We start from the raw sequence: 24,571 nt of genomic DNA, 5'->3' as shown, positions 1-24,571 counted from the left end.
CCTTGCCGTTTTATAGCAAGCAGGGGAGGCACTTTCTTTTATACTCCGGCTTTTTATGGAATAATGAATTATATGTTTTTTTAGGAGGGCTCTTGCTTGACGGGAAAATCTGCGCTGATTGCCGGTTCGACTGGATTGATTGGAAATGGATTGCTCCATCTGCTTCTGGATGGGGAGGAATACGAGAGAGTGGTCGCGATTGTCAGGAGGCCGCTGGAGGTACAGCATCCAAAGCTTGTGGAAAAAATCGTGGATTTTGACAGGCTAGAGGAAAATAGGGAGATTTTTGCTGTCGATGATGTATACTGCTGCCTTGGCACGACAATCAAGAAAGCGAAAACGAAGGAAGCGATGTGGAAGATTGATGTTGATTACCCAGTAACGATTGCGAAACTGGCAATTTCGGGAGGAGCCCGGCAATTTTTAATTGTCAGTTCGATGAATGCCAATCCTGATTCGCGATTATTTTATCCGAAAATGAAAGGGAGGCTAGAGAAGGAAATCAAAGAGGTTCCATTCGATTCGACCTCGATTTTTCGACCATCCCTCCTGCTTGGTGAACGAAAGGAATCCAGGTTCGGCGAGCAGGCGGCCGCAGCGATTTTCACCAGGCTGCCGTTCAAAGGACCGATGGAAAAATATAGAGCAATCGAAGGCAAAACGGTGGCATCCGCAATGTATCGGGTCGCTCAGCAACACAACACTGGACTAGCCATCTATCCCTCGGAACAAATACAGCGGATCGGTGAATAAGGGAGCAACTGTCCATAAGGGTGTCCTATTCTCCTGCATAGCAGGCAAAAACGGCAGGGAATGCGAAATGGGAAATACCATAACAAAGACGGCTATGCCTTACTGTTGATGCCGGGAAATTTTCGTCCATGTCTAGTGGATAAAGAATCATAAGGAGAATGGTATGTTCGCAATCTTTTTATTCATAGCTGCCGGCCTGGCTGAAATTGGCGGTGGCTATCTTGTCTGGCTTTGGCTGCGTGAAGGCAAGCCCTCTTGGTATGGCATCATAGGCAGCGGTATTCTGGTTCTTTATGGAATCCTCCCAACATTCCAGCACTTTCCTGCTTTTGGGAGGGTGTACGCTGCCTATGGCGGAGTCTTCATCGTCCTATCTGTCCTATGGGGGTGGGGAATTGACAGGAAAACCCCCGACTTATACGACTGGCTCGGCGCCGCGATTTGCGTTGTTGGGGTCACTATCATGCTATGGGCACCAAGAAATTAGGAAGCAGGTGCTGAAATAATCAGTTTGCAAGATGATCATTCTCTGCGAGAACATCCTGATCCATCCTATGTGTCCTGGTTTTTATTCAAACGTAAAAGCTGGAGGAGCCTTGCAATGTAAAAGCCTGACATCGAGTGAATCGATGCCAGGCTTTTTTATTGTGGGGAACTTTTCGTGTTCATCCAAAATGGAATGAAAGATTGTGTCCATAGGCAAAGCGTAATCTTATCATCAATTGGTTGTTTCTGCTGCGGGAGAAGCATCAGTGTGATCTGTTTTAGACTCATTTTGAACCAATCTGGGTTTGACTGTTCCTCGAGTAAAGACTCGATATACAGCCGGGATCAGCAGCAAAGTAATCAGGGTGGCGAAGCTCAGCCCGGCGATGATGACGGTTGCCATTGGCGCCTGGTAATTCCCGGAGCTTCCTGATGCCAGCGCCAGCGGCAGCATGCCGCCAACCGTTGTCAAGGTAGTCATCATAATCGGACGGATCCGGTTTTTTCCTGCCTCAACAAGCGCTTCCTGGACGGTGCAACCTTCCTTGCGAAGCTGGTTCGTCCGGTCAATCAGCAAAATCGCGTTATTCAACACAATCCCAATCAGCATGATGATGCCCATTCCTGACATGATGCTCAATTCCCGTTGCGTCAGGAACAAACCGAGAATGACGCCGACAATAGTCATGGGGATGACGGACATGACAATCAGGGGGTGCCCGAGGTGGTTGAATTGGACAGCCATTACCAGATAGACAAGGAAAATCGAGATAGCCAGGATCAAGATCATCTCCTGGATCATTTCCTGCTGCTTTTCAAGGTCACCTGCCGGCGAAATGCTGTAACCCGCCGGAACAGGGTAGCCATCCATCAATCTCTGGACATCCCGGTTGATGGCCCCAAGATCCCTTCCCTCAATATCCGCAGAAATCGATATATAGCGCTTGCCATCTTTATGAGTGATCAAGTTGGGGTTTTCTTCATTCTTCAAGGTGATGAACGAACCAAGCTTCTTTTCCCCTGTCGGTGTTGGGACCATAAGATCCAGAAGTTCGGACTTGGTAGCTGTTGTCTTATCCCAGCTGATCGTCAAAGGGATATTTTCTTCGTCCATTTTTACTTCCCCAAGTGGCATTTGTAAAAATGCCTGTTCCATATTTTGTTTGATTTGCGGCTGGGTCAGGCCAGCTTTTTCGATTTCCCTTTCTTTCAATTCAACAACCTGCTCGATAGAAGTGCGATCGATGGAGTTTTCGACAGCCACAATTCCATCGATTGCCTTCATGTCTTTTATAAAACCATCCGCAATCGATTGCAGTTCGCTAAAGCTTTCACCGGAGATATGGACCTGGACGGGATAGCCTGAACCGCCAGACATCGCGGCTGATGCCCCTTTGACAGGCAGTCTTCCCTCAAGGCTGCGCAGCGATCTAAGAATCGCTTCATTCACTTCCTTTTGACCGGTGGTGATGTCGTCGCCTTTCGTCATGTTGATAATTGTATACATCATCGTGCCCTGATCCATGATGTAATTCGTTTTGACATCTGTAACATCATCCAAAGCTTTATTGATTTCAGCAGCGAGTTCTTCTTTATCCTCTATTGTCAGCCCTGGCTCGATGTCCACCATGATTTCGGAGTAACGGTTCAGCATATCGGGCATGATGGTCATGGGAATTTTGGCAACGAGCAGCAGGGAACCAGCGAACATCAGGAAAAACAATCCGATGACTGCAAGGCTGTTCCGCTTCTTCTTGATTGTCCAGGAGACGAGACGTTTATAGCTGCGCAGCAGCACGCCTTCCTTTAACGCCTTCTTCTTGTTCTTAAGTTTTAAAAATTTCTCTGACAACGAAGGGATCACCGTGAACGATACAAGGACGGAGCTGATCAAAGTGATGGCAACAACTGCGGACAGGATGATCATGAACTGTCCCGTTTCACCGCCAAGCAAACCTATCGGCAGGAATACGACAATCGTTGTCAGCATTGAGGCCATGACAGCAGTCGCTACCTCTTTTGTTCCTTCGATCACAGCAGCGAATTTCGAGAATCCAAGCTCTTTCTTCCGGTATATCGATTCCAGTATGACAATGGAGGAATCGACCATCATGCCGATCCCAAGACCAAGTCCAATCAGGGTCAGCATATTGAAGCTGTAGCCGAATATCCACATCGCGGCGAAGGTCAGCAATACTGAGGTTGGAATCGATAATACAACGATGGCCGTTGCCCTGACATTCCTGAGGAAAAGCAGCAAGATGACGACCGCAATCGCGCTGCCGACGAGGATATTGCTTGTGACACCATCGATTGATTCTTTTACATAATCTGCCTGGGCTACGATTTCATTCAATTCGAACCCATCGATCAGACCCTCGTCGCGAATCTTTTCGATTTCAGCCCTGATGGCTTCGGCCATCTCGATTTGAGTGGCATCGGATACCCGTCCAGCCTGGACAAAGATGAAATCCTTCGTCCCGTTTTTCCAAACGAAAGAAGAGTTCTCTACAGGCTTGAGCGAAACCTCAGCGATGTCTTCCAGCTTAATGAACCCGGACTGGGATGGAATCGCAATGTCCTTAACATTTTCGACCGATGTCAGCTTCGTCTTCCATCTTAAGGACGGAGAATCCGCTTCTTTTGCCAGCTGTCCTAGAGTCGCTTCCTCATTTGCCTGCTGGATGGCAGCGATCACTTGTGATGTATCCAGATTCCTTTTCGACAATTCCTCCCTGTTAAGCGCGACTTCCATCTCATGCTCCAGAATCCCGGATAGGGAGACGTCCCGGACCTCTGGCAGTTCTTCCAGTCTGGGTTCGAGGATTTCTTTGGCGAAAGTCGTCATTGCTGCCATATCCTTGCCAGAAATATCCATGAAAAATTCATAGCTTTGATTCGTGCCGTACTGGCCGGAAACCACTTCCTCTACTCCAGCCATCTCGGAAGTTGCAGAATTTACGATGGATTCAATTTCTTTGAACAAGTCATCTCCGCGACCGCGTTCAAACGTCATCTGGAACGAACTGCGGCCAATATTGCTGGTTGTCTCGACGTCCTCAACACCGTCCATCCCGATGAGTTTTTTCTCAAGAGGGGAAGTGATGGTCCGCTCTACTTCAACTGCAGGCATTTCCCCGGCGCTTATCTCAACATAGGCGCCATCCATATTGAGTGATGGCAGCAGCTCTCTGTCAAGCTTGAAAACCGCATAGCTTCCAAACAATAAAACTAGTACCACCATCAAACCGATCAGGATTTTTCGCTTGACAATAAAGTCCAATAATTTCATAACGACCTCCAAAAATGATTGTGAACGGCATCCAAGAACCCCAATTTTATCCACCAAGGGCACATCGTGAGGGAGAAAGTCAACACCTTCATTCTGTCTTTGTCCCCTGGTTCCGTTCCTGGCTTCCATCTTATCCCTCTTTTGGAAGGTTCATAATGAACCAGAGACAGATTTTGATATAAGGCTTAAGACTGAAAGGGTATAATAGGGATACACTATTTCCGGCTTGATTTGCCCGGATACTTTCAATAAAGACAGGAGTGGCTGGAATGGAGCAATCTTACGAGACAAAGATCATGGAGTGGTTCAGGCATTTTCATCAACATCCTGAAGTCAGCTGGAAGGAATTCAAGACCACGGATAAAATTGCGGAAATCCTCAATGGCCTTGATGTAGGTTACCGTACCTTCAACGATGTGACCGGTCTTGTGGCAGAGATGGGAACGGGTAGTGAGGTCATCGCTGTCCGTGCGGATCTTGATGCCCTTTGGCAGGAAGTGGAGGGGGTGTGGCAGGCCAACCATTCCTGCGGCCATGACGCCAATATCTCAATGGTACTTGGGGCAATGCTTTATTTGCAGGGGAGGGAGCTTGACAAGAAGGTCCGTTTTATTTTCCAGCCTGCTGAAGAAAAGGGGAATGGAGCGGTTTCCATGGTTGAACGGGGGGTTCTCGATCATGTTACCCACTTATTTGGTGTCCATCTTCGACCAATGGAAGAGCTTCCGCTCGGGAAGGCAGCGCCTTCGATTCACCATGGAGCCGGGATATTCCTGAACGGGAGGATTTCGGGAATCGATGCGCATGGGGCAAGGCCGCATCAGGGGAAGAACGCGATCGATGTTGCCTTTGCCTTGCATCAGGCTGTGAAGTCAGTCTATGTATCCCCATTTGAACCACATTCAGCAAAGCTGACAAGAATCGCGGCTGGCGGAGAGAACTTGAACATCATCCCTGGCACGGCAGAGGTCGCCATTGATGTCCGTGCCCAGAAAAATGAAGTCCTCGAACAAATCCGTTCCGAGCTGGATGCCAAAATCGAAGGTTTGAAAAACTTTTTTGGGGTGGATATATATTGGGATTGGGTGGATTTCACTCCTGGGGCAGAGGTGTCGCCCGAAGCGGAAGAAATCGCCAGGAAAGCGATCCTCAAGGCAGCAGGAATCGAAGCATTGGCTGAGCCGGTCATTACTTCAGGGAGCGATGACTTTCATTTTTATACGGTAAAAAAACCGGAATTAAAGGCGGCTATGATCGGGATTGGGGCGAATCTGGCTCCAGGCCTCCATCATCCTAAGATGACGTTCGACTATTCCGCTCTTGATTTTGGCGCGAGAATCCTTGCGGAAACCATCCTGAATGCGTAGGGAAAAGAACTCTCCATCGGAACCACTGCTTGGCGGTGGTTCTTTTTTACATAAAAAATATCGGCATTTGAGGTTTCTATCAACACTGTGGAGGGTAAATCTGTTCTAGAATGTGATTGGCTCTTGAAAAAAAGAGAATTGCCTGATTATCCACTTATAATTCAGAATATTTTGTAAAAATTTACATTAAAGGGGAGGAAGCATGAAGAAAGAAATGTCATTCAAGTTAGCCATCATTCCGATGGCAGTGCTTGTCGCTGTCATGGGGGTGACGGTTATCATACTCGAGCAAGGCCCGCATATTCCGTTGATTGTCGGCACATGTGTCGCAGCCATCATTGCCTGGCGGGCAGGCTATACATGGAAAGAAATCGAAGAAGCTATGTACAAAGGGATCCGACTTGCGCTGCCAGCCATTTTGATCATCATCCTGATCGGATTGACAATCGGCTCCTGGATTGGCGGTGGAGTTGTAGCCACAATGATTTATTATGGATTGAAAATCATTACTCCATCGATGTTCCTTGTATCGATCACTGTCATCTGCGCGATTGTTTCATTGGCAATCGGAAGCTCCTGGTCTACGATGGGAACGGTTGGTGTAGCAGGAATGGGAATTGGCCTCAGTATGGGGATTCCCGCTCCGATGATTGCCGGTGCGGTCATTTCAGGTTCCTACTTCGGAGATAAAATGTCTCCGCTTTCCGATACGACTAACCTTGCCTCAGGACTGGCCGGAACAGATTTATTCGTACATATCCGCCACATGCTGTACACAACGATTCCTGGCCTGGCGATCGCTCTAGCGGTGTATTGGTATCTTGGGAAGGACTTTGGTAAGGCAGGTGTCGATGTCACGGACATCAGCCAAACGATAAAAGTGCTTGGGGAGAACTTCGTCATTTCTCCGTTCCTTCTTGCCATACCTCTTGTGGTAATTTTGCTCGTTGCGAAAAAAGTGCCAGCAATTCCCGCCCTTATTGCCGGAATAGCCCTAGGGTTCGCTGCCCAGGTGTTCGTCCAGGATGGGTCCTTGGCAGGGGCAGTAACCGCGTTGCAGAGTGGATATGAGATAAAGACCGGTAATGACATGGTGGACGAACTGTTCAATCGCGGCGGGCTTGATTCGATGATGTATACGGTTTCAATGGCCATGGTGGCAATGGCCTTCGGGGGAATCCTTGAGAACACAGGGATGCTTCATGCAATCGTCAATCAAATCCTGAAGCTTGCGAAAACTTCCGGATCGATGGTGGCGTCAACAGTTGTATCCTGTTTTGCGACCAATGCCACCTGTTCGGAGCAGTATATTTCGATTGTTGTTCCTTCACGGATGTACTCGAAAGTTTACCGTGAAAAAGGGCTGCATCCAAAGAATCTCTCCCGGGCTCTCGAGGACGGGGGCACGCTTACCTCGGTATTCTTTCCTTGGAATACATGCGGCGTCTTCATATTCGGCGCCCTCGGAGTCCATGCATTCGATTACGCTCCGTATGCAGTCTTTAATTTCGCCGTTCCGATCCTGTCGATCATATATGCGCTGACAGGCTTCACGATAACAAAGCTGTCAGAAACGGAGAGGCGAGCATTGAATAATGGAGACGATTCAACAGTAAGCGCATCATAGGGAAAAAATCTGTTATGCTTTATAAGCGACATGGGAAGCTCCACTGTCAGGGGCTTTCCTTTTCTGTTTTCTATAATCAAGAACGGGGAGGACTTAATCATGAAAATTACCGCGGTCCATTTATACGCAATCCGGCTGCCTCTAAATAAACCTTTCATAGTAAGCTACGAAACGTACCATGATATGCCATCAGTCATAGTGAAAATCGAAACCGATGAAGGAATTTCAGGCTATGGGGAAGGCGTAGCCGATGAACACGTCACAGGAGAAACATGGGAGGGGACATTTCACATCATCAGGAACACGCTTGCCCCGGCATTGATTGGCAAGAATCCACTTGAAATCGAACGGATCCACGATGAAATGGATGGTCTCTTATATGGTTCTCCGACAGCAAAGGCCGCTATTGATATCGCCTGCTTCGATATTCTAGGAAAGAAGGTGGGCCAGCCTGTTTATCAGTTGATCGGTGGCCGCTATCACAAGGAGTTTCCAATCACCCATGTCCTGAGCATCGATGATCCGGACAAAATGGCGGAGGAAGCAGCAGCGAGGGTGAAGGAGGGCTATCGTTCGTTCAAGATGAAGGTTGGCACAAGAACAGATGAGGATATAAAAAGGATCAAGGCTGTCAGGGCCCGTGTCGGAAGGGATATTTCTATCCGGGTTGATGTCAATCAGGGCTGGAGGAACAGTTCCACGGCGTTATCCGCCCTGGAGAAGCTGAAGGAATATGGACTTGATTGGATTGAGCAGCCTGTGGCCGCGGATGATATCGATGCCCTTGCAGAAATCAAGGGAAAGACGAATGTCCCCCTGATGGTGGATGAAGGATTGAAAAGTATGCGGGAAATGCGGGAAGTCATCATGAAGCGGGCTGCTGACAAGGTGAACATCAAGCTGATGAAATGCGGGGGGATCCACCCCGCAATCAAACTGGCCCATCAGGCGGAAATGGCGGGGATGGAATGCCAGATCGGTTCGATGGTAGAGTCGTCCATCGGCTCGGCTGCCGGGTTCCATGTCGCCTTTTCTAAAAAGGTCATTACGAGTGTCGAGCTGACAGGTCCGTTGAAATTTTCGAAGGACGTCGGGAATCTGTGTTATGATGTTCCCTATATCAGATTGACGGAGAAACCGGGTCTCGGCATCGACGTAGACGAGAAAAACCTTGAAGAATTGACCGTTTTCAAGGAAGTTATCCGGTAAAGGAGGATGCATGATGGAAGTCTTGCACGGAGGAATCATAAAGAACGGCAAAGGTGCTGAACAGGATTACATCGTCCGGAGGCTGGGGATGGAGGATTTGGAGGGAATCCTCTCTGTCCAAGGGAAGGTAGTATCGCTGCTCAGTGACAAGAAGGTGCTGCAGCCACTGGCTGAGGAAGAATTCCGTGATATTCTCCAGGGAAGAGGACTGATGATTGGCGCTTTTGTGGGGAGCAGTCTCGTTGCTTTCCGTGCATTGCTTGTACCTGAGGTGGATGATGGGCATCTCGGCAGGGATATCGGTATTGAAGAAGACTTATTAGAGAAGGTCATCTACCAGGAAATTTCGAACGTCCTTCCGGAATATCGCGGGAATAAGCTCCAGCGGACTCTTGCCATCCTGATCATGCAGGAATTGGAGAAGGAAGAGCGGGACTACCGGTATGCCTGCTGCACCGTTGCCCCCTTCAATATTCCCAGTCTTAAGGATAAGTTCGACCAGGGGATGGAAATTGCCGCATTGAAAGAAAAGTACGGCGGGATGTTGAGGTATGTGTTCGTCAAGGATTTGGCAGGACCAGAAATGCAGACATGGGATGAAGTCATCTCCATCCCGATGGAGGATACGGCCTTGCAGCAGGAAAAAATCGCTCTCGGATGGCGGGGGTTCCAGATGGAACCCATCGATGGAAACTGGCATGTATACTATGGCTTGAGAAAAGAAGGCTAAATGCTGTATATTTTGGGAAAATTTTTAATGGAACGGATCGTTTACCTGGATGGTAAGTGAAAAAATGGCATGGGGATTGTCCCGATGCCATTTTTTATGTTTGTGTAAGGGAACCTAGATGCCTTATTTACACCTGAAAGCCAGGAGATTCAGAAGTTTTTCGATTCATTTTAGTACAACTATTCAAGAAACCTTCTGCTCGGCGAATGAAGCATGCTGAACCCTTTTTTTTCCTTTAAAAACGTTGAATACGAGATTCAAGACGATCGCCGTCAGGCTTCCCGCCACAATACCGTTATCTGTCAGTATCCGGATGCTGGATGGCATCTGGGAAAATAGTTCCGGGACTGCGGTTACGCCAAGCCCCATTCCAACAGAGCAGGCGATGATCAATAGATTCTCCTGTGAGGAGAACTCTACCTTACTGAGCATTTTAATTCCATAAGCGACTACCATGCCAAACATGGCGACCATTGCCCCTCCAAGGACCGGGGTCGGGATGATGGTAGTCAACGCGCCGATTTTCGGTACAAGTCCCAGCAATACCAGAAATGCCCCTGCTGTATAGATGACATTCTTAGTCTTTACTCCTGAAAGCTGGAGCAGCCCCACATTTTGCGAATATGTTGTATAAGGAAAGGCATTGAAAATCGCTCCAAGGATAATCGCAAGTCCTTCCGCGCGGTAGCCATTTGCCAAATCTTTTTCTTCGAGCTTTTCTTCGCAAATATCCCCTAGTGCAAAATAAACACCAGTTGATTCTACCAGACTGACCATGGCGACCAGGATCATCGTCAGGATGGCGGATACTTCGAAAGTTGGCAAGCCAAAGTAGAATGGGGCAGGCATATGCAGCCAGGAAGCCTCTTTAACAGCTGAAAGATCCACCATTCCCATAAAATAAGCAACGATCGTTCCCGCGGCCAAACCGAGCAGGATGGCGATGGAACGAATGAATCCTTTAAAGAAACGGAACAGGACAATGATGAACAGCAATGTCCCGAATGCAAGACCAATGTTTGTAAGGGAACCAAAATTCGGGCTTCCCTGTCCTCCAGCCATATTGTTCATCGCAACTGGGATTAAAGTGATCCCGATAATCGTGACGACTGATCCCGTAACAACTGGAGGGAAAAACTTGACAAGCTTCCCGAAGAATTTTGAAATTGCGACTACAAATATCCCGGAGACCAGGATGGAGCCATAGATGGCAGAAATGCCATATTGTCCGCCAATCGCAATCATAGGGCCTACTGCAGTGAATGTACAGCCTAGGACGACTGGAAGGCCGATCCCAAAAAACTTGTTGCGCCACACTTGCAGAAGGGTGGCGATTCCGCACATGAAGATATCAATTGAAACTAAATAGGTTAACTGTTTTCCTGTCAGTCCAAGTGCCCCTCCGACAATCAGAGGAACAATCACTGCCCCGGCGTACATTGCCAGTACATGCTGGATTCCTAATGAAGCGATTTTAAATGGATTCTGTTTCATCGGGCTTTTTCCGCCTTTCTGTCTGTTGGATGTCCAAAACTGACTTTACCCTTTTCAAGGGAGTTGATGATTGCTAACGATTCTACCCGGTAGCCCTGGTCCCGCAGGAGGCTTCCGCCATCCTGGAACCCTTTTTCGATCACAATGCCAACTCCTGCTATTGCTGCCTGCGCCTTCTCCGCTATTTTTGCTAGGCCAAGCGCTGCTTGTCCGTTTGCGAGAAAGTCGTCAATGATCAGCACCGTATCGTCTTCAGATAAATACTTATTCGAAACAGAAATTTCATTCGTTTCTTTCTTGGTAAAAGAGTAGACAGGTGCTGTAATCAAATCATCCACGAGAGTCAGCGATTTCCTTTTTCGGGCGAAAACAACTGGCACCTTTAATTGAAGACCGGCCATGACAGCAGGAGCAATTCCGGATGATTCAATCGTCAAGATCTTCGTAATCCCGCACCCGGCAAAGCGTTCGGCAAATTCCTTTCCAATTTCATGCATCAGCTGCGGATCGATCTGGTGATTCAGGAAAGAGTCTACCTTCAATACCGAAGAAGACAGGACGCTCCCTTCGTTTTTTATTTTTTCAATAAGCAAATCCATGTTATTCCTCCTCTGTATATGAGGGCGTTTTTAAACGAAAAAAGCCCAAAAGCCATGCATTCACATCATAAAACGAGTGAAGCAAAGGCCTTTGGGCTATCAAGCATCAGCTGCAGGCAATCAGAGGGCAGAACCCCGCCCCCTGCATTGCTCACTCATAGTCGGATCATTTACGGTAATCCGGTAGAAACTTGCAGGCCATATTCCTGCGATTATATGAGCGAATGTATTTTAATTTATTGTCATTATATCACCATTTTGAATTTCTTCAATATAAAATACTTGTAAATCCGAACTGTATTGGTTTAGATTGTTTAGAATATTCGTGATTCTGATGGCGGCTGTCTAATTGTTGGGGTGAGGGAACATGTATTATTAATAAACGCTACAATGTGGGATCAATCCATCTGGCATGGACGTTTTGTGGAAAAAAGTGTAACATTTCCTTGAAAAGGGTGTTGGCAGATTCTTTCATTTTAGGCTCTGTTAAACCTGGGTCTTGATTTCCACTCCAGGGACATGCGTTCCGCGGGGCGCCAGTGGAGCTGGTCCAGCTTCAGCGCTTAGCCCCTCGAGTCGCTTCACTCCTGCCAGTGAAGTCAAAGAGCGACTTCACTGTCAGGCCCTTCGACGACAGGACGTCCTAGTGGGACGCGGCGGTCTTAGTCGGCCAGCGCTTGTCGGGGCTGACCAAAGCGTTTCAGCTTCCCTACCTCCCCGGCGCTAATGGCGCCTGCGGGGTCTCCACCTTGCCGCTGCATCCCGCAGGACACTGAAAGGCTCCGCCGAATTCGCCCACGCACGAAGGAAATGCATTAGCATTTTCGAGGAGTCAGTCCCTTCCGTTCCAATCAACTCTTTAAAAAACAACATTCAGCTTTAACACAGCCTAATTTTAAAAAGAGAGCTTTTAGGAGGAAAAAAATGATTAAGAAACGACTCGTGATTCCATTCGTGATACTTGGATTATTCGGATACGGGGTTCATTGGGCTTTTTTTGATTTGGACCGTTTGCCTAAAGGGGAACTAATCGATGAGGTTAGCTCCCCAGGTGGCGCATATACAGTAAGAGCCTATGTTACAAACGGAGGAGCAACAACAGATTATGCCATTCGTGGAGAACTAATTTTTAACAGGAAGAACAAAAAGCCAAAGAATATTTATTGGAACTATCATGAAGAAAAAGCGTATATTGTATGGCTTAATGAAAATACAGTCAGGATTAATGGTCACGAATTAAGTCTGCCTAATGAAACTTTTGATTTTAGAAGAGATTGATTACTGATTGAGTTGGGGTTCCAGAAGAATTTAGAAAAGAGATGCTCCTACTAACCGTAAATAGCAGTTTGATCAAAATTTCCTGCAATCAGATTAGAAAATTGAGGAAGTAGGTGTTCATATGTTTGCACCAGAAAGTATTCTAAAGACTTGGAGAAAATTTAATGCTTTTCCTATGGAGACATTAACGAAAGTTTGGTTTTATGATAAAGCCAATGGTAAAAAACAACGAGATGTAACACTTATGCAGGAACATAGAGAACAATATGGTATGTCAGGTAATTGTTTTGACTTAGCGCTTTGGTTACTTGATGAATTTAATAAGGATGGATGGAATAGAAGCTTATCCCATTGGTCACAATTTGAATACGGAAGATGCTCACGTTGCAGTAGTAGCCATAAATGAAAGTGGCAATCGATATTTTTGTGATTTGGGAGATCAATGGTTAAACTCAATTTTAATCGATACAGATGATGGAGACTACACAAATGAAAAATTGAGCGGTTTTTTTCCGGCAGCGGAGGTACAAGTTCTGAATCATTTTAATGCCACGGAAATTATTTATCATAGGCCCAATGGCAAAAGATCAAAACAGAGTTTTAATGGAACGCCGATAGAGATGGATAAGTTTTTAAAGGCTGCGGAGCATTCCCAAAATTTAATTAAACGCCCTTTATTAGAATGTAGGATACTCTTTGATTCGGAAATTGCGCTTTGGGAATTTAACAATTGGGAAAGCTTTCTTAGTACAAATAAAGGTTTATTCATAGAGCCAAAAATAGAGACAACAGAGGGATGGGCAGAAAAAATTAACCAGAAAACTGGATATAACAAAGAAATAGTAGTTGACGTATTAAAAAAATATATGTAGGAGCATTCTCAGTTGGGAACAATATGACCCTAAGTAAAGGAAATAAGTGAATAAGTTGTTGGAAAAATCGCGGAGTTCAATATAAAAAGAAAACGAATTTAATCATAGAGAATTAGATTTACGGGGGTGAAGGAGATGCTGGGATTACCGAAAGGTGAGGTATTTTTAGTTCCTTGGACAACTGAATGGGAAAAGGATTTTCTTTTGGAGAAAAAGAGGATATAAGCCGCAATTGGCAATTATATAGTAGATGTTCACCATATTGGAAGCACATCGGTAAAGAACTTAAGTGCGAAGCCAATCATCGACATTGCCATTGAACTGAATGATTTTGAGGATGGGCATCAATGTGTGAAGCCTTTAGAGGAACTGGGGTACTCTTACAAAGGAATAAATGTATTGCCGGAAAGACAATACTTTAACAAAGGAGAGCCGAGAACCCATCAAATACATATGTATCAACGCGACAATAGTTTTTTGCTTGAACAATTGAATTTCAGGGATATTTTAAGGGGAAATGAAACCGCAAGAAATCAATATAAAAAACTAAAGCAAGAATTGGCGTCAGCAAGTAGGGGCAATAAATATAAATATGCTGAAGCCAAGACTGACTTCGTCAAGTCTGTCATTGATAGAATGTACAAATGATATCTAGCAAGAAAACATTGATTCGTCGAGGAAAAATAAATATATTTTTTTAAAAAATGGGCGTGATGATTGAGTAACACGTCCTTTTCCAGGTCCGGATTCTGGAATAAAGAGGAGATTGAGAGGAGAGTGTTGAAATCTTAAGTTGTACAAAAAAGCCTGATTGAAAAAATGGTTATTGTCAATAAAACAAAAATTATAGGAAGTAAAGATGATCTGCGGATAGATCTTTGATAAAGGCTGTTCTCTAAAAGATCGTTGCTCTCTGAATCAATTTCAAGAAACACAAAAAGTTTTCGCAAAGATTGATTCGAACGGAAGGTGCGAAACTCCGGCAGGATCAGCGGGAAAGTTGCCCCCCAGGCGCTTTTACGCCGATGAGGCTCAACTCACGCCACGAGGAAAGTGAGCAGCCTGGAGTGTGAATCAACTATTCATTAAAAAACAACAAAATTTACGAAAACGGCCTTGAAAAAAACGTCATACCTTACAGTATGATGATGTTTGTACTAGCAATCCGTTCAACAAGCTGTTTTTCCTATTAATTCCCATTCAGGAATAAGGTGGATTTTTCAGCATTCAGGCACATATCCCAAACAGGGACCATTTATAAATCATTAAAAGTGAGGGGAACCAGGATGACAAAGAATGAGAACATCAGCAAGGATAGGGAATTGCCACAAGAGCAGCGTGAGGAATTATTCAGAGTTTTGAAAGCCCGTTTTGAGAAGAACATCAACCGCCATAAGGGAATTGAATGGACTGAAGTCCAAGCAAAACTTGAAGCTGCTATTGAAAAACTGTGGTCGCTTTTTGAAATGGAAAGAACCGGCGGTGAACCGGATGTTGTTGGATATGATAAAGAGACGGATGAATACATTTTTTATGACTGCGCGGCGGAAAGCCCAAAAGGTCGCAGAAGTGTTTGTTATGACCATGATGCGCTGGAGTCAAGGAAAAAGCATAAACCAGAAAATAATGCTATTGATCTGGCAGCTGCCATTGGGGTTGAGATATTAACGGAAGAACAATACCGGGAGCTGCAGAAGCTTGGTAATTTCGATACGAAAACATCAAGCTGGGTGAAGACACCCGATCATATTAGGGAACTTGGAGGTGCCCTCTTTTGTGACCGTCGCTATGGCACTGTCTTCGTGTACCATAATGGGGCAGAATCCTACTATGCTGCAAGGGGATTCCGTGGCTCGCTAAGGGTCTGAATCTTGCCAAGGTGGTTTGTATTTAGAACGAATCCATGGTGAAGGCTTTTAAGTAATAAAATTCTGGGAACTTTACGGATTTGCTTATTGAATGTCTAAACCCCTGGTATGCTTGGGATTAGGCATTTTTTGTCCCATAAAGGAAGTTTTGGGGATTTTTGAGGAAATACCATACAAACAAGTTCAGAGAAAAAGAAATAAAGGTATCTTTTGAAAGGTGAATCCTATGCTCCTGAGTCTAATGAGCCTGACATTCGTCATTCATTTTATTGATACACTTGCTTATTCTGTCAGGTTAAATTCTGTTAAGAGTGGAAAGTTCGCACTTTCCATGTCCTTGTTTAATATATTTGTTCTGGTTTCAAGGACAGCCAATATGTTTCAAGCGCCCTTAATCGGTGCGCTTATAGGCTTAAGCATTGCCAGCCAGGCAGATCCAATAAAAGAAGTCAGGTTGGTAATATTATCCGCGACAATTGGGACACTTATTGGAATCCTGTTCATTCCAACTTTTCTTCGATTATTTCCTAAAGCAGTTGATAGGCTTGAAATAAAAGGCTCAGTTCCTTCCATTGTAGTTGAAGCCCTGAGCATTGCGAATATAAAGCGTATGGTGAAAAATACAAAAAAACCGCAGAAAAGAATGATTCACAGGTTAAGATACAGGGAAATCCCCAAGAGGCTATTGATTCTAAACACAATGATTACAGCTATATATACAGTAGGGGTTATTTCAGCTTATTATGCTGCATTCTTTGTAGACGAGGAGTTCCGTTTATCAGCTTCGGCTTCATCCGGAATGATTAATGGGGTAGCAACCATTCTGTTGACATTATTGGTAGATCCCCAGTCTGCTATCATTACCGATCAAGCTTTAAGAAATAAACGGCCGTACGGGGATGTAAAAGCACTTGTGATCCTATTGATCGGAACCAAGCTTTTCGGAACTCTCATTGGTCAAATCCTCATTTACCCGGCGGCAATGATCATAGCCAGTTTTTATAAATAGCAATCAACGTATTATTTTACAAGACAAAAAAGAAGCCCCAAAAGTTATACTTTTGGGACAGCCTCTTAAGCATTCTGTGTAGACCTCTGATGCGAATCAGTCCGGAAATTCATGGGCAATTTGAGTCTGTTGCCGATTGCGAATCTGCGTTGCCATCGGCACAGTCATGCCCATGTCGCTACACCATTTTTTCGAGATTGAAGCGTCTGTGGATGGCAAGGATGACAGGGATGCCCACTGCCATGACCGTAAGTTCACCTGCTGCAGTCGTCAGCCACGTGAACAAGAAAGGGAACCCGAACGCAAGTTTCAATTCAATGGCAATCAGGAACATCGTGAAGGTGAAAACCAATGTATTGACAATCATCCTTGTTAATATGCTTTTGATGTATCGAGCTGTATAAATCGTAATCAGGAGGGATAGGACGGATTGGCCGACCCCAAAGATTAGATCATAAGCTTTCATTGGCGAGAATAATAAATTCGTTAAAAACACGCCAAGGATGATTCCGTAAAAGTACTTTTTATTGAAGACAATCAGGTGATTGAACATTTCCGATACACGGAATTGGACATTCGTGAAGCCAAACGGCTGGATAAGTGCGGAAACGGCAATGTATAGAGCCGCGAGGATCCCGTTCCGGATCATTGTTTTCGTATTCATTTTTCATCTCTCCTAGTTTTTTATCGTGGGATGGTTGCGAACCACGTTCGATATTATATGGCCAATTTTAATATTATACAGGATAATAACCGCGATAGGAAGAGTATCTTTCCAATAGGGAATAGCTGGAATGAAAGAGAAGAATTGTGCAAAAATATGGCTAGGAGTGGCTTTTGTGGAACGGATCATTGATTACTACATCGAGTTTGACGAATGGGGGGCTCGACTGGGAGCCGATTGAATTTGAGGTGAATTGGCAGTATATAAAAAGGCACCTTCGTGAAGATGGACACATTCTCGACAACGGGGCCGGTCCAGGGAATTAAGCAATGAGGCTCGCACTTGAAGGCTCCCGTATCACCCACTGACTTGGCCCCAGCACCGATTGAAATCGCAGAAGCAAAGGCGGAGTGGATAGGACTGACAAACCAATTCAACGGTTTTCACTCACCGGATGCAAGGGATCTGTCCATGCTGCTGGATGAGCAGTTTGACGCTGCATTGGTGCTGGGGCCCGATCTATCGGTTGCAGGATGAAAATGACCGCGGCAGGCTCTTAGGGGAACTGAACAGGGCCACAAAAAAGGTGGCATCGTCTTTATGACTTTTATGCCAAGAATGAAGCATGTTTTACTTCATTGATGGATCAAGGAAACTGGCGGCCGAACGACAATATGGTAACCACGCTGGAATTTTCGTGGACAGGGCGATTTGACCATGTGGCAAGAGCTTATTTTGCTTAGATGAAAGAAATCAAACCGTTTATGGGGGCAAGTGGATTGAAAGCCTCGAACTGATTGGTTCAAACGTCGAAGCCTTCCTGACGGATGAGCATTTGAATTATTGGAGGAAAAAGGGAAATCAGGAAATGGTGGCTATTCTCAATTTTTAAAGGAAAGAACGGCAGAGTCCCAAATTCTTGGCGTGTCATCCCATTTGCTCTATATTGGAAGAAAGAGATGAAAAAGGAGAATGGCGAATGTTGCAACGGGATATAAAAGACCACTGGTTTGTTGATTACGAAGAAAAAGAGTTCCCTCATGTCCAGGTAGGGTTGGTATTGGATTCCAGGCGGTGGAGGGAACTGGATCCATTTGTCATGATGGCAGAAGACTGGTTCAAGCGCGGTACCTTTGGGGATCATCCTCATCGCGGGTTCCAGACGATCACCTATGTGATTGATGGAAGGCTGGAACACATTGATAATCATGGCGGACACAGCATACTTGAGTCCGGGGATATACAATATATGAACGCGGGATCCGGTGCACGGCATGCCGAGGAAGCGAAGGATGACGATATCGCTCATACCCTTCAACTGTGGCTGAATCTGCCTAAGGAATTGAAATCCACCTCTGCTTCCTATCAAAATGTTTATTCCGAATCGGCGCCTGTATCCCAGTTTCAAGGCGGACAAATAAAGGTGTATTCTGGTGAGACTGCTGGACTGGAAGGTCCGCTCGAACCATTGGTGCCATTCACCCTCTCCGAGATTAAATTGATGGAAGGGACTGCCTTTTCCTATGAGCTTCCTGCTGACCATAATGCTTTTTTATATGTTCTTTCAGGGGAACTGGAAGCCGGAAGCAGCAGGACGATTGTAAAAAAATCGACAGCAGCGATGCTCACTTTTTCCCGGGAAGCTGAGGGCAAAAGCGAACTCCGGCTGAAAGCGGTGAAACGCTCGAGAGTCCTTGTATACTCCGGTAAGCCAATCGAGGAAGAAGTGGTGGCGTATGGACCGTTCGTTATGAATTCCATGGAGGAAATACGCCAGGCGTACAGGGATTATCATGAAGGGAAATTCGGCAGGGAAGTGAAATGACCATTTGAAAGAATAATTGGCTATTTCCGGATTTCCTGCTGTCTGAAACAACCTGAAAGACAGAGGAATATAAGATTGAAACATGGTCGTATTAATAAGCATCCAAGTTGACATTTATGTGCGTATGCGTGTATGATAACTTTAAATATTTGAATGATTCTCCTAAAGGGGAGTAGCTTTTACAACAGGGTCGTCATTACGGAGATTTCCTCCCGGCCTTGTTGGCAACGGATGTTGTTAGCAAGACCTTTGCCAATTCGGTGAAGGTCTTTATTTGTTTGCAAACCTTCACCATATCCGGTGAAGGTTTTTTTCTTGAACAAAATTAGTGAGGAGAAAAGAGTTGGGCTCAGGACGCGATTGACATAAGCAGACCCATTTAAAAGGCAGGACGATCAGGCATGGAATTTGCTGGATCGACACAACTCGGTTGAGGGACCATGCCTTCCGCACAGGCATTTTAAATAGGATGGACATACAATTTAGAAAGTGGAGTGTGAATATCGTGAAAAAACAATGGAGATTTTCAGATTTAGTGAAAAAGAATAGGGAAGAGTTATTAAGGGACAAACAGGCACTTGAAAAAATTGATAGGAGATTGGAAGCGAAACACTCCAAGCCAAAAGGTTAAGGCAATACATTTAGATGGAGGCAGACGCATGTTATTAAGGAAGTATATGTCGTTGATGGGTGTTGGATCAGCGCAAATCGACCTGATCTTGAAGAAGGATGTTTATAAGCCGGGGGAAGCGGTAACAGGATATTTTCTGATAAAAGGCGGCACGATCGACCAGGAACTGAAGCAAATAGACTGTGACCTTGTGTTGTTGGATGAAAAATCAGGAGCTGAGGAAATCATTGATACAGCAAGGATCCAAATTGAAACGAGAATCCGGTCCGAGGGAGCGGACAAAGTGCCTTTTTCCTTTCAGTTGCCTGAGGATGTGCCTGTCTCCACGAGGAACCTTTCGTATCGGTTTAAGACAAAGCTGACATTTGAGCAAGGAGTCGAGAGCTGGGACGAGGATATGATCAGAGTGGTTCATTAACAATCCTGGCTTGGAAAGGATTGAGTGATGTGAAAAAATATGAAGAATTAGCCAAAAGCGTTATTTACAAAAAGAAGGGGAATAACTTCATTCTGGATCGGATGGACCCTTGCCTTGAGTTAGTTGGCGAAGGAAGGAGCGCTTTCGCCTTCAGGATCAAGGGAACGGATAAAGTGCTGAAGGTGTTCTATCCTCCATTTGAGCGGATTGCGAAAGAAGAGGCAGAAGTGTATGCCCGGTTGATGAGGAATCCATTCTATCCGAAGTTGTATGGCTCTGGAAAGAACTTTCTGGTGATCGATTACGTAAGTGGAAAGACTTTGTTTGATTGTCTGACAGAGGGAATTCCGATTTCGAGCCGGCAAATCAGGGAAGTAGACCTTGCTCTCCGGCTGGCAAGGGATAGAGGGCTCAACCCTTCAGACATCCACTTAAGGAATATCATTGTCACTCCTGGAGGAAAAGTGAGACTGATAGATGTTGCCCGCTTTCGCCAGAAAAAGAAGTGTTCGCAATGGGATGATCTGAAGGCGGCCTTCTATAAACTTTACAATCGAAAGCTTTTTCCAAAGAAAATACCGGAACGGCTCATTAATCTTATTGCCTATTTTTATAAAAAAGGGATGCTTCCATCCATTAGTTTACACTAGGATGCCTGATGGAAGCATCCTTCGATCAAGAGGGAATACCCGCAAAAAAGAACGAATTCCTTCCAAGGCTAAAAAACTTGTTTCATGCTCTTATTCTGCGTTATGATTGGTATTAACAATGGAATCCTGTTAATGGAAAAGAAGTATAGATTCATGGTGGTTTGTTTGCAGTGAAAACGCTAAGACCTCGGAGGAATTTTTTATGAACACTGAATTAAGAGTATTAGGGGAAATGATTGTTAATAGGAAAGAAGAGATTGCCAGGGTTGTACATGATGACCGATATTCAGCGGCAAATTTGACCGAAGCCCAAAAGTACGAGCTGCAAAAACAGGAAGAAGACATCCTTGAAATCCGCTCGGATTTTATCAGAGTGTTCGGAGAAGCGCTGATCGATCATTCCGAAAAGGAAAAGAATATTGATAAGATTTCGCAATGGGGCGAAGAAACAGGAGAGTACATATACAAATTAGGTACTTCCCTTGATGAAGCATTAAAGGATATGAGGTATTACCGTAAGCATATCTGGAAAGCAATCAAGGAAGAGGCCGTGTCAAAGAATATGGCTGCGGTAACCATCATGGATGTCGTTTCGGTCATTGATTCCCTTATGGACAATGCCATCTACAGTTTCAGCCTGACGTTCGTGAAATCCCATGAAAAAAGTCTCGAGCATGCGAAGACCGCGCTTCTTGAGCTTTCTGTCCCAGTTGTCCCTCTGCTGCCGGGTGTAGGTGTCCTGCCTCTGGTTGGGAATGTGGATACCGAAAGGGCGCGGCTGTTAATGGAACAAACACTCGAACATGCAGTCAACCTGAAACTGACGCATCTGATTTTTGATATTTCCGGAGTAGCAATCGTCGATACTATGGTAGCTGACCAGCTGTTCAAGGTCATCAGCGCGCTGTCCCTTGTCGGGGTCAAGACAATCATGACAGGGATCCGCCCAGAGGTTGCACATACAATGGTTTCGCTTGGACTGAACCTGGACGGTATCACAGTCAAAGCAAATCTCCATCAGGCATTCAAAGAAATCCAGGCAATCAAACAAGGATAAAATAATGTTAGGAAAAGCTGCTTCGGCGGCTTTTTTGTTTGTTTACCAGGAAATTATTAAATTCTTTAGGTGTGGATAGCGCTCCAGCCCTTAGCCTTGCGAGACACCTCAGTCCTTCGAAGAAGTCAAAGAAACGACATCATTGGCAGGCTCTTCAAAGGATACGGTGATCGTGCCGACGTGGCTGCAGGATGTGGCGATCTCATCCTGCTAGCACTTATCTGAGCTGAAAGGGGCGCTTGCCCCCTTTGCGTTACCTTTCGTCTCTCCCGACAGCCCCAAAGGGAGTGCATCCCGCACTTGCGTTACTTTTTACCACTCCGAGCACCTCCAAAGGGAGCGCATAGCGCACTTGCGTTACCTTTCGGCACTCCCGACAGCCCCAAAGGGAGTGCATAGCGCACTTGCGTTACCTTTCGGCTCTCCCGACAGCCCCAAAGGGAGCGCATAGCGCACTTGCGTTACCTTTCGGCTCTCCCGACAGCCCCAAAGGGAGTGCATCCCGCACTTGCGTTACCTTTCGGCACTCCCGACAGCCCCAAAGGGAGTGCATAGCGCACTTGCGTTACCTTTCGGCTCTCCCGACAGCCCCAAAGGGAGTGGCATAGCGCACTTGCGTTACCTTTCGGCTCTCCCGACAGCCCCAAAGGGAGTGCATCCCGCACTTGCGTTACCTTTCGGCTCTCCCGACGGCCCCAAAGGGAGTGCATAGCGCACTTGCGTTACTTTTCGGCACTCCCGACGGCCCCAAAGGGAGTGCATAGCGCACTTGCGTTACCTTTCGGCTCTCCCGACAGCCCCAAAGGGAGTGCATCCCGCACTTGCGTTACCTTTTACCACTCCGAGCACCTCCAAAGGGAGTGCATCCCGCGCTTGCAGTACCTTTTACCACTCCGAGCACCTCCAAAGGGAGCGCATACCGCGCTTGCAGTACCTTTTACTACTCACAGCACCTCCAAAGGGAGTGCATTTCACTCTTGCGTTACCTTTTGACTCTCCTGGGACCCCGTTAGGTCACGAGAGCCGTCTTTGCGTTACCTTTTGGCTTTCCCGGGAACCACTTAGGGAACGAGATGTTTGCCGCGTGAAAATAATTCAAGCCTCTAGTCACCATAGCCATCCATTGGCTCCTTGTGATGGAGGTTGAGCTTGGAAGGCGCCGGATTTCGAACCTTGTCTGCCCAACAAAGCGTGGTTGATTAGAACGAAGGATTCCTTTAACAATTTTAACGACTGAATTAGTGATACATTTAAGGATATCGGAAAAAAAGTGGACAATCAGAAGTTTTACATAAAAAAGGCACAAAGAGCGGTTTTAATCGTTCACTGTGCTTTTCTTTTGGTAAGTTGGGCTGTGCAGAGAATTTTTTTGCGAGGTTAAATCGTAACCCCCATATCGAGGCGAGTTCACTTTTTTGTTCTTTGAACTGCCCGCGCTCCACTGGTATATCTTCGAACGCTGATTCGAAGAGATCAGTGAAATTTTTGCTTGCTTTTCAACGAATCATTGCCAATTTAAAAGGGTTTTTGGACTGGAAAGCGAAAAAAGAACATTGGTGATCAAAATGAAAAAAATCCATATAATTGGATCAGTTGGAAGTGGCAAGACGACCTTGGCGAGAATCTTTTCAAAAAGGATGGACATCCCCTGCTATGAACTGGATAATGTTGTCTGGAAAAGGAGCTCCACTGGGGATGTCAGAAGAAGTGAACAAGAGAGGGATAAACACTTGGGAAGCATCATCGATTCACCTACCTGGATTGTAGAAGGGGTCCATTATGGATGGGTAGGGCAAAGCTTCAGGAACGCCGACCTGATCATCCTCCTTGATCCTCCATTTAGAAGAAGGACGAACAGGATCATCAAAAGATTTATTTTACAAAAGCTTGGATTGGAAAAAGCCAATTATGAACCGACATTCGGAATCCTCAGGAAGATGTTTGCCTGGAACCGGAATTTTGAAGTTGAAAACAGGGCGGAAATCATGGAGCTTCTTAAACGATATGAGGATAAGCTGGTCATTGTTAAAGATAACAGTCATATCGAAGAGTTCCTGGCTTTAAAATAAAATGGCCGGCAGGCGCCGGCCCCTAACAGCTTCTATATAAATTCCACAATTTCTTCTAGCGGTAGGCGTGTAGTCTGGAACGGCGGCGCTGCAGCTTTTCCAAGTGCGATCAGGACGATCGGCATATAGCGCCCGTCCACGTTGAACCGCTCTGCGAACTTTTGTTTATCAAAGCCACCCATCGTAACGGTGTCATATCCTCGAGCTTTGGCAATCAGCAAGAGCTGCATGGAAATGAGGCCGGCGTCAAATGAAGCGATGTTTGCTCTCGCTTCTTCAGGGGCAGCGGGATACAGCTTATTCGTCCCTTCGATGATTCGGTTCATGTTCGCTTCATCGATATAGCCTGCTTCAAATGCGCTGCGATAGACTTTATCAACATTCCTGTACATTTCCTTGTCACCAAGGACAGCGATGACAGCAGATGACGTTTCAACCTGCTCCTGGTTGTTCGCGATGCCTCTCAACTCTTTTTTTGTTTCCTGGTCCTGGATGACAATGAATTTCCATGGCTGCAGGTTGCTTGATGATGGCGCCAGGGTTGCTTCTTTTAGGATATCTGCAATTTCCTCTCTGGAAATTTTAAAATCTGGATCATACTTTCTGACAGAATGACGCTCTCGGATGACTGTGGATAAGCTTTTCTCAGATGCTGTCATTGATTTCCCCTCCA

Annotated in this window: 23 protein-coding genes, 1 pseudogene and 2 riboswitches; of the genes and pseudogenes, 19 read left to right on the top strand and 5 right to left on the bottom strand. The window is 45.8% G+C overall.

Annotated features, from left to right (window positions below):
* Positions 1–96: 96 nt before the first annotated feature.
* Both JJQ88_RS01965 and JJQ88_RS01960 read left to right on the top strand, forming a co-directional pair.
* Positions 97–753: an oxidoreductase gene (locus JJQ88_RS01965; protein ID WP_210364059.1), complete on the top strand. Its 657-nt coding sequence runs from the start codon at positions 97–99 to the stop codon at positions 751–753.
* 163 nt (positions 754–916) lie between these two features.
* Positions 917–1,240: a YnfA family protein gene (locus tag JJQ88_RS01960; RefSeq protein WP_210364058.1), complete on the top strand. Its 324-nt coding sequence runs from the start codon at positions 917–919 to the stop codon at positions 1,238–1,240.
* Positions 1,241–1,471: 231 nt separating this feature from the next.
* Here the strand turns inward: JJQ88_RS01960 and JJQ88_RS01955 are convergent, their stop codons facing one another.
* The gene (locus JJQ88_RS01955) at positions 1,472–4,531 is read right to left on the bottom strand and encodes an efflux RND transporter permease subunit (protein WP_210364057.1); all 3,060 of its coding nucleotides are present in this window, start codon (positions 4,529–4,531) and stop codon (positions 1,472–1,474) included.
* Positions 4,532–4,800: 269 nt separating this feature from the next.
* On the opposite strand from JJQ88_RS01955, the gene JJQ88_RS01950 reads away from it, so the two are divergent.
* The 4 genes from JJQ88_RS01950 to JJQ88_RS01935 all read left to right on the top strand — a co-directional run bounded on the left by JJQ88_RS01950 (position 4,801) and on the right by JJQ88_RS01935 (position 9,464).
* Positions 4,801–5,898 (top strand): amidohydrolase, encoded by a 1,098-nt coding sequence (locus JJQ88_RS01950; RefSeq protein ID WP_210364056.1) that lies wholly within the window; start codon positions 4,801–4,803, stop codon positions 5,896–5,898.
* Between the two features lie 202 nt (positions 5,899–6,100).
* Positions 6,101–7,525 (top strand): Na+/H+ antiporter NhaC, encoded by a 1,425-nt coding sequence (gene nhaC, locus JJQ88_RS01945; RefSeq protein WP_210364055.1) that lies wholly within the window; start codon positions 6,101–6,103, stop codon positions 7,523–7,525.
* A gap of 99 nt (positions 7,526–7,624) precedes the next feature.
* The gene (locus JJQ88_RS01940) at positions 7,625–8,734 is read left to right on the top strand and encodes a mandelate racemase/muconate lactonizing enzyme family protein (RefSeq protein ID WP_210364054.1); all 1,110 of its coding nucleotides are present in this window, start codon (positions 7,625–7,627) and stop codon (positions 8,732–8,734) included.
* Positions 8,735–8,747: 13 nt separating this feature from the next.
* On the top strand, positions 8,748–9,464 hold the full coding sequence (locus tag JJQ88_RS01935) for a GNAT family N-acetyltransferase (RefSeq protein ID WP_210364053.1): 717 nt from the start codon (positions 8,748–8,750) through the stop codon (positions 9,462–9,464).
* A 183-nt stretch (positions 9,465–9,647) separates the two neighbouring features.
* Here JJQ88_RS01935 and JJQ88_RS01930 read toward each other — a convergent pair whose 3' ends face one another.
* Both JJQ88_RS01930 and JJQ88_RS01925 read right to left on the bottom strand, forming a co-directional pair.
* A complete protein-coding gene (locus JJQ88_RS01930; protein WP_210364052.1) occupies positions 9,648–10,958 on the bottom strand; it encodes a nucleobase:cation symporter-2 family protein in 1,311 nt (436 codons plus the stop codon).
* Positions 10,955–11,557, bottom strand: a complete 603-nt coding sequence (locus JJQ88_RS01925) for a xanthine phosphoribosyltransferase (RefSeq protein ID WP_210364051.1) — start codon at positions 11,555–11,557, stop codon at positions 10,955–10,957. The genes JJQ88_RS01930 and JJQ88_RS01925 overlap by 4 nt, the downstream gene beginning before the upstream one ends.
* A 138-nt stretch (positions 11,558–11,695) precedes the next feature.
* Positions 11,696–11,797: riboswitch (purine riboswitch) on the bottom strand.
* Between the two features lie 684 nt (positions 11,798–12,481).
* On the opposite strand from JJQ88_RS01925, the gene JJQ88_RS01920 reads away from it, so the two are divergent.
* From JJQ88_RS01920 to JJQ88_RS01900, 5 genes and pseudogenes are all read left to right on the top strand, one after another.
* A complete protein-coding gene (locus JJQ88_RS01920) occupies positions 12,482–12,835 on the top strand; it encodes a DUF5412 domain-containing protein (protein WP_210364050.1) in 354 nt (117 codons plus the stop codon).
* A gap of 326 nt (positions 12,836–13,161) precedes the next feature.
* The gene (locus JJQ88_RS01915) at positions 13,162–13,707 is read left to right on the top strand and encodes a hypothetical protein (protein ID WP_349237087.1); all 546 of its coding nucleotides are present in this window, start codon (positions 13,162–13,164) and stop codon (positions 13,705–13,707) included.
* 135 nt (positions 13,708–13,842) lie between these two features.
* Positions 13,843–14,355: pseudogene (locus JJQ88_RS01910) on the top strand (GrpB family protein).
* A gap of 638 nt (positions 14,356–14,993) precedes the next feature.
* Entirely contained in the window at positions 14,994–15,575 is a 582-nt protein-coding gene (locus JJQ88_RS01905) for a DUF4256 domain-containing protein (protein ID WP_210364049.1), read from the top strand.
* A 226-nt stretch (positions 15,576–15,801) separates the two neighbouring features.
* A complete protein-coding gene (locus JJQ88_RS01900) occupies positions 15,802–16,584 on the top strand; it encodes a lipid II flippase Amj family protein (protein ID WP_210364048.1) in 783 nt (260 codons plus the stop codon).
* Positions 16,585–16,762: 178 nt separating this feature from the next.
* On the opposite strand, the gene JJQ88_RS01895 is transcribed toward JJQ88_RS01900, so the two are convergent.
* Positions 16,763–17,248, bottom strand: coding sequence for a QueT transporter family protein (locus JJQ88_RS01895; protein ID WP_210364047.1), 486 nt, complete (start codon positions 17,246–17,248; stop codon positions 16,763–16,765).
* 6 nt (positions 17,249–17,254) lie between these two features.
* A riboswitch (PreQ1 riboswitch) is annotated at positions 17,255–17,299 on the bottom strand.
* A 122-nt stretch (positions 17,300–17,421) separates the two neighbouring features.
* Between JJQ88_RS01895 and JJQ88_RS01890 the strand changes: the two genes are divergently transcribed.
* From JJQ88_RS01890 to JJQ88_RS01855, 8 genes are all read left to right on the top strand, one after another.
* Positions 17,422–17,574 carry a hypothetical protein gene (locus JJQ88_RS01890; protein ID WP_210364046.1) on the top strand — a complete coding sequence of 51 codons (153 nt, stop codon included), beginning with the start codon at positions 17,422–17,424 and terminating at the stop codon, positions 17,572–17,574.
* 16 nt (positions 17,575–17,590) lie between these two features.
* Positions 17,591–17,785: a hypothetical protein gene (locus tag JJQ88_RS01885; RefSeq protein ID WP_210364045.1), complete on the top strand. Its 195-nt coding sequence runs from the start codon at positions 17,591–17,593 to the stop codon at positions 17,783–17,785.
* A gap of 442 nt (positions 17,786–18,227) precedes the next feature.
* Positions 18,228–19,073, top strand: a complete 846-nt coding sequence (locus JJQ88_RS01880; RefSeq protein WP_210364044.1) for a pirin family protein — start codon at positions 18,228–18,230, stop codon at positions 19,071–19,073.
* Between the two features lie 505 nt (positions 19,074–19,578).
* Positions 19,579–19,704: an FbpB family small basic protein gene (locus JJQ88_RS01875; RefSeq protein WP_349237086.1), complete on the top strand. Its 126-nt coding sequence runs from the start codon at positions 19,579–19,581 to the stop codon at positions 19,702–19,704.
* 28 nt (positions 19,705–19,732) lie between these two features.
* Positions 19,733–20,122, top strand: coding sequence for a sporulation protein (locus JJQ88_RS01870; protein ID WP_210364042.1), 390 nt, complete (start codon positions 19,733–19,735; stop codon positions 20,120–20,122).
* Between the two features lie 29 nt (positions 20,123–20,151).
* The gene (locus tag JJQ88_RS01865) at positions 20,152–20,772 is read left to right on the top strand and encodes a protein kinase family protein (protein ID WP_210364041.1); all 621 of its coding nucleotides are present in this window, start codon (positions 20,152–20,154) and stop codon (positions 20,770–20,772) included.
* Between the two features lie 202 nt (positions 20,773–20,974).
* Positions 20,975–21,829: an STAS domain-containing protein gene (locus tag JJQ88_RS01860; RefSeq protein WP_210364040.1), complete on the top strand. Its 855-nt coding sequence runs from the start codon at positions 20,975–20,977 to the stop codon at positions 21,827–21,829.
* A 1,565-nt stretch (positions 21,830–23,394) separates the two neighbouring features.
* The gene (locus JJQ88_RS01855; protein WP_210364039.1) at positions 23,395–23,898 is read left to right on the top strand and encodes a P-loop NTPase family protein; all 504 of its coding nucleotides are present in this window, start codon (positions 23,395–23,397) and stop codon (positions 23,896–23,898) included.
* A 32-nt stretch (positions 23,899–23,930) separates the two neighbouring features.
* On the opposite strand, the gene JJQ88_RS01850 is transcribed toward JJQ88_RS01855, so the two are convergent.
* The gene (locus JJQ88_RS01850; protein WP_210364038.1) at positions 23,931–24,557 is read right to left on the bottom strand and encodes a nitroreductase family protein; all 627 of its coding nucleotides are present in this window, start codon (positions 24,555–24,557) and stop codon (positions 23,931–23,933) included.
* Positions 24,558–24,571 lie beyond the last annotated feature (14 nt).

The sequence above is a fragment of the Bacillus sp. REN3 genome, from assembly GCF_017912555.1.
In the GTDB taxonomy this organism is placed as follows: Bacteria; Bacillota; Bacilli; order Bacillales; family Cytobacillaceae; genus Mesobacillus.
Note: the sequence above shows the minus strand (reverse complement) of the source record. Positions and strands in the feature narration are given on the sequence as shown.

What these genes read in the sequence shown, in the direction of transcription:
- JJQ88_RS01960 (WP_210364058.1), top strand. Translation starts at nt 917, where the DNA reads ATGTTCGCAATCTTTTTATTCATAGCTGCCGGCCTGGCTGAAATTGGC.
- JJQ88_RS01955 (WP_210364057.1), bottom strand. Translation starts at nt 4,531, where the DNA reads ATGAAATTATTGGACTTTATTGTCAAGCGAAAAATCCTGATCGGTTTG.
- JJQ88_RS01950 (WP_210364056.1), top strand. Translation starts at nt 4,801, where the DNA reads ATGGAGCAATCTTACGAGACAAAGATCATGGAGTGGTTCAGGCATTTT.
- nhaC (WP_210364055.1), top strand. Translation starts at nt 6,101, where the DNA reads ATGAAGAAAGAAATGTCATTCAAGTTAGCCATCATTCCGATGGCAGTG.
- JJQ88_RS01940 (WP_210364054.1), top strand. Translation starts at nt 7,625, where the DNA reads ATGAAAATTACCGCGGTCCATTTATACGCAATCCGGCTGCCTCTAAAT.
- JJQ88_RS01935 (WP_210364053.1), top strand. Translation starts at nt 8,748, where the DNA reads ATGGAAGTCTTGCACGGAGGAATCATAAAGAACGGCAAAGGTGCTGAA.
- JJQ88_RS01930 (WP_210364052.1), bottom strand. Translation starts at nt 10,958, where the DNA reads ATGAAACAGAATCCATTTAAAATCGCTTCATTAGGAATCCAGCATGTA.
- JJQ88_RS01925 (WP_210364051.1), bottom strand. Translation starts at nt 11,557, where the DNA reads ATGGATTTGCTTATTGAAAAAATAAAAAACGAAGGGAGCGTCCTGTCT.
- JJQ88_RS01920 (WP_210364050.1), top strand. Translation starts at nt 12,482, where the DNA reads ATGATTAAGAAACGACTCGTGATTCCATTCGTGATACTTGGATTATTC.
- JJQ88_RS01915 (WP_349237087.1), top strand. Translation starts at nt 13,162, where the DNA reads ATGGATGGAATAGAAGCTTATCCCATTGGTCACAATTTGAATACGGAA.
- JJQ88_RS01905 (WP_210364049.1), top strand. Translation starts at nt 14,994, where the DNA reads ATGACAAAGAATGAGAACATCAGCAAGGATAGGGAATTGCCACAAGAG.
- JJQ88_RS01900 (WP_210364048.1), top strand. Translation starts at nt 15,802, where the DNA reads ATGCTCCTGAGTCTAATGAGCCTGACATTCGTCATTCATTTTATTGAT.
- JJQ88_RS01895 (WP_210364047.1), bottom strand. Translation starts at nt 17,248, where the DNA reads ATGAATACGAAAACAATGATCCGGAACGGGATCCTCGCGGCTCTATAC.
- JJQ88_RS01880 (WP_210364044.1), top strand. Translation starts at nt 18,228, where the DNA reads ATGTTGCAACGGGATATAAAAGACCACTGGTTTGTTGATTACGAAGAA.
- JJQ88_RS01870 (WP_210364042.1), top strand. Translation starts at nt 19,733, where the DNA reads ATGTTATTAAGGAAGTATATGTCGTTGATGGGTGTTGGATCAGCGCAA.
- JJQ88_RS01860 (WP_210364040.1), top strand. Translation starts at nt 20,975, where the DNA reads ATGAACACTGAATTAAGAGTATTAGGGGAAATGATTGTTAATAGGAAA.
- JJQ88_RS01855 (WP_210364039.1), top strand. Translation starts at nt 23,395, where the DNA reads ATGAAAAAAATCCATATAATTGGATCAGTTGGAAGTGGCAAGACGACC.
- JJQ88_RS01850 (WP_210364038.1), bottom strand. Translation starts at nt 24,557, where the DNA reads ATGACAGCATCTGAGAAAAGCTTATCCACAGTCATCCGAGAGCGTCAT.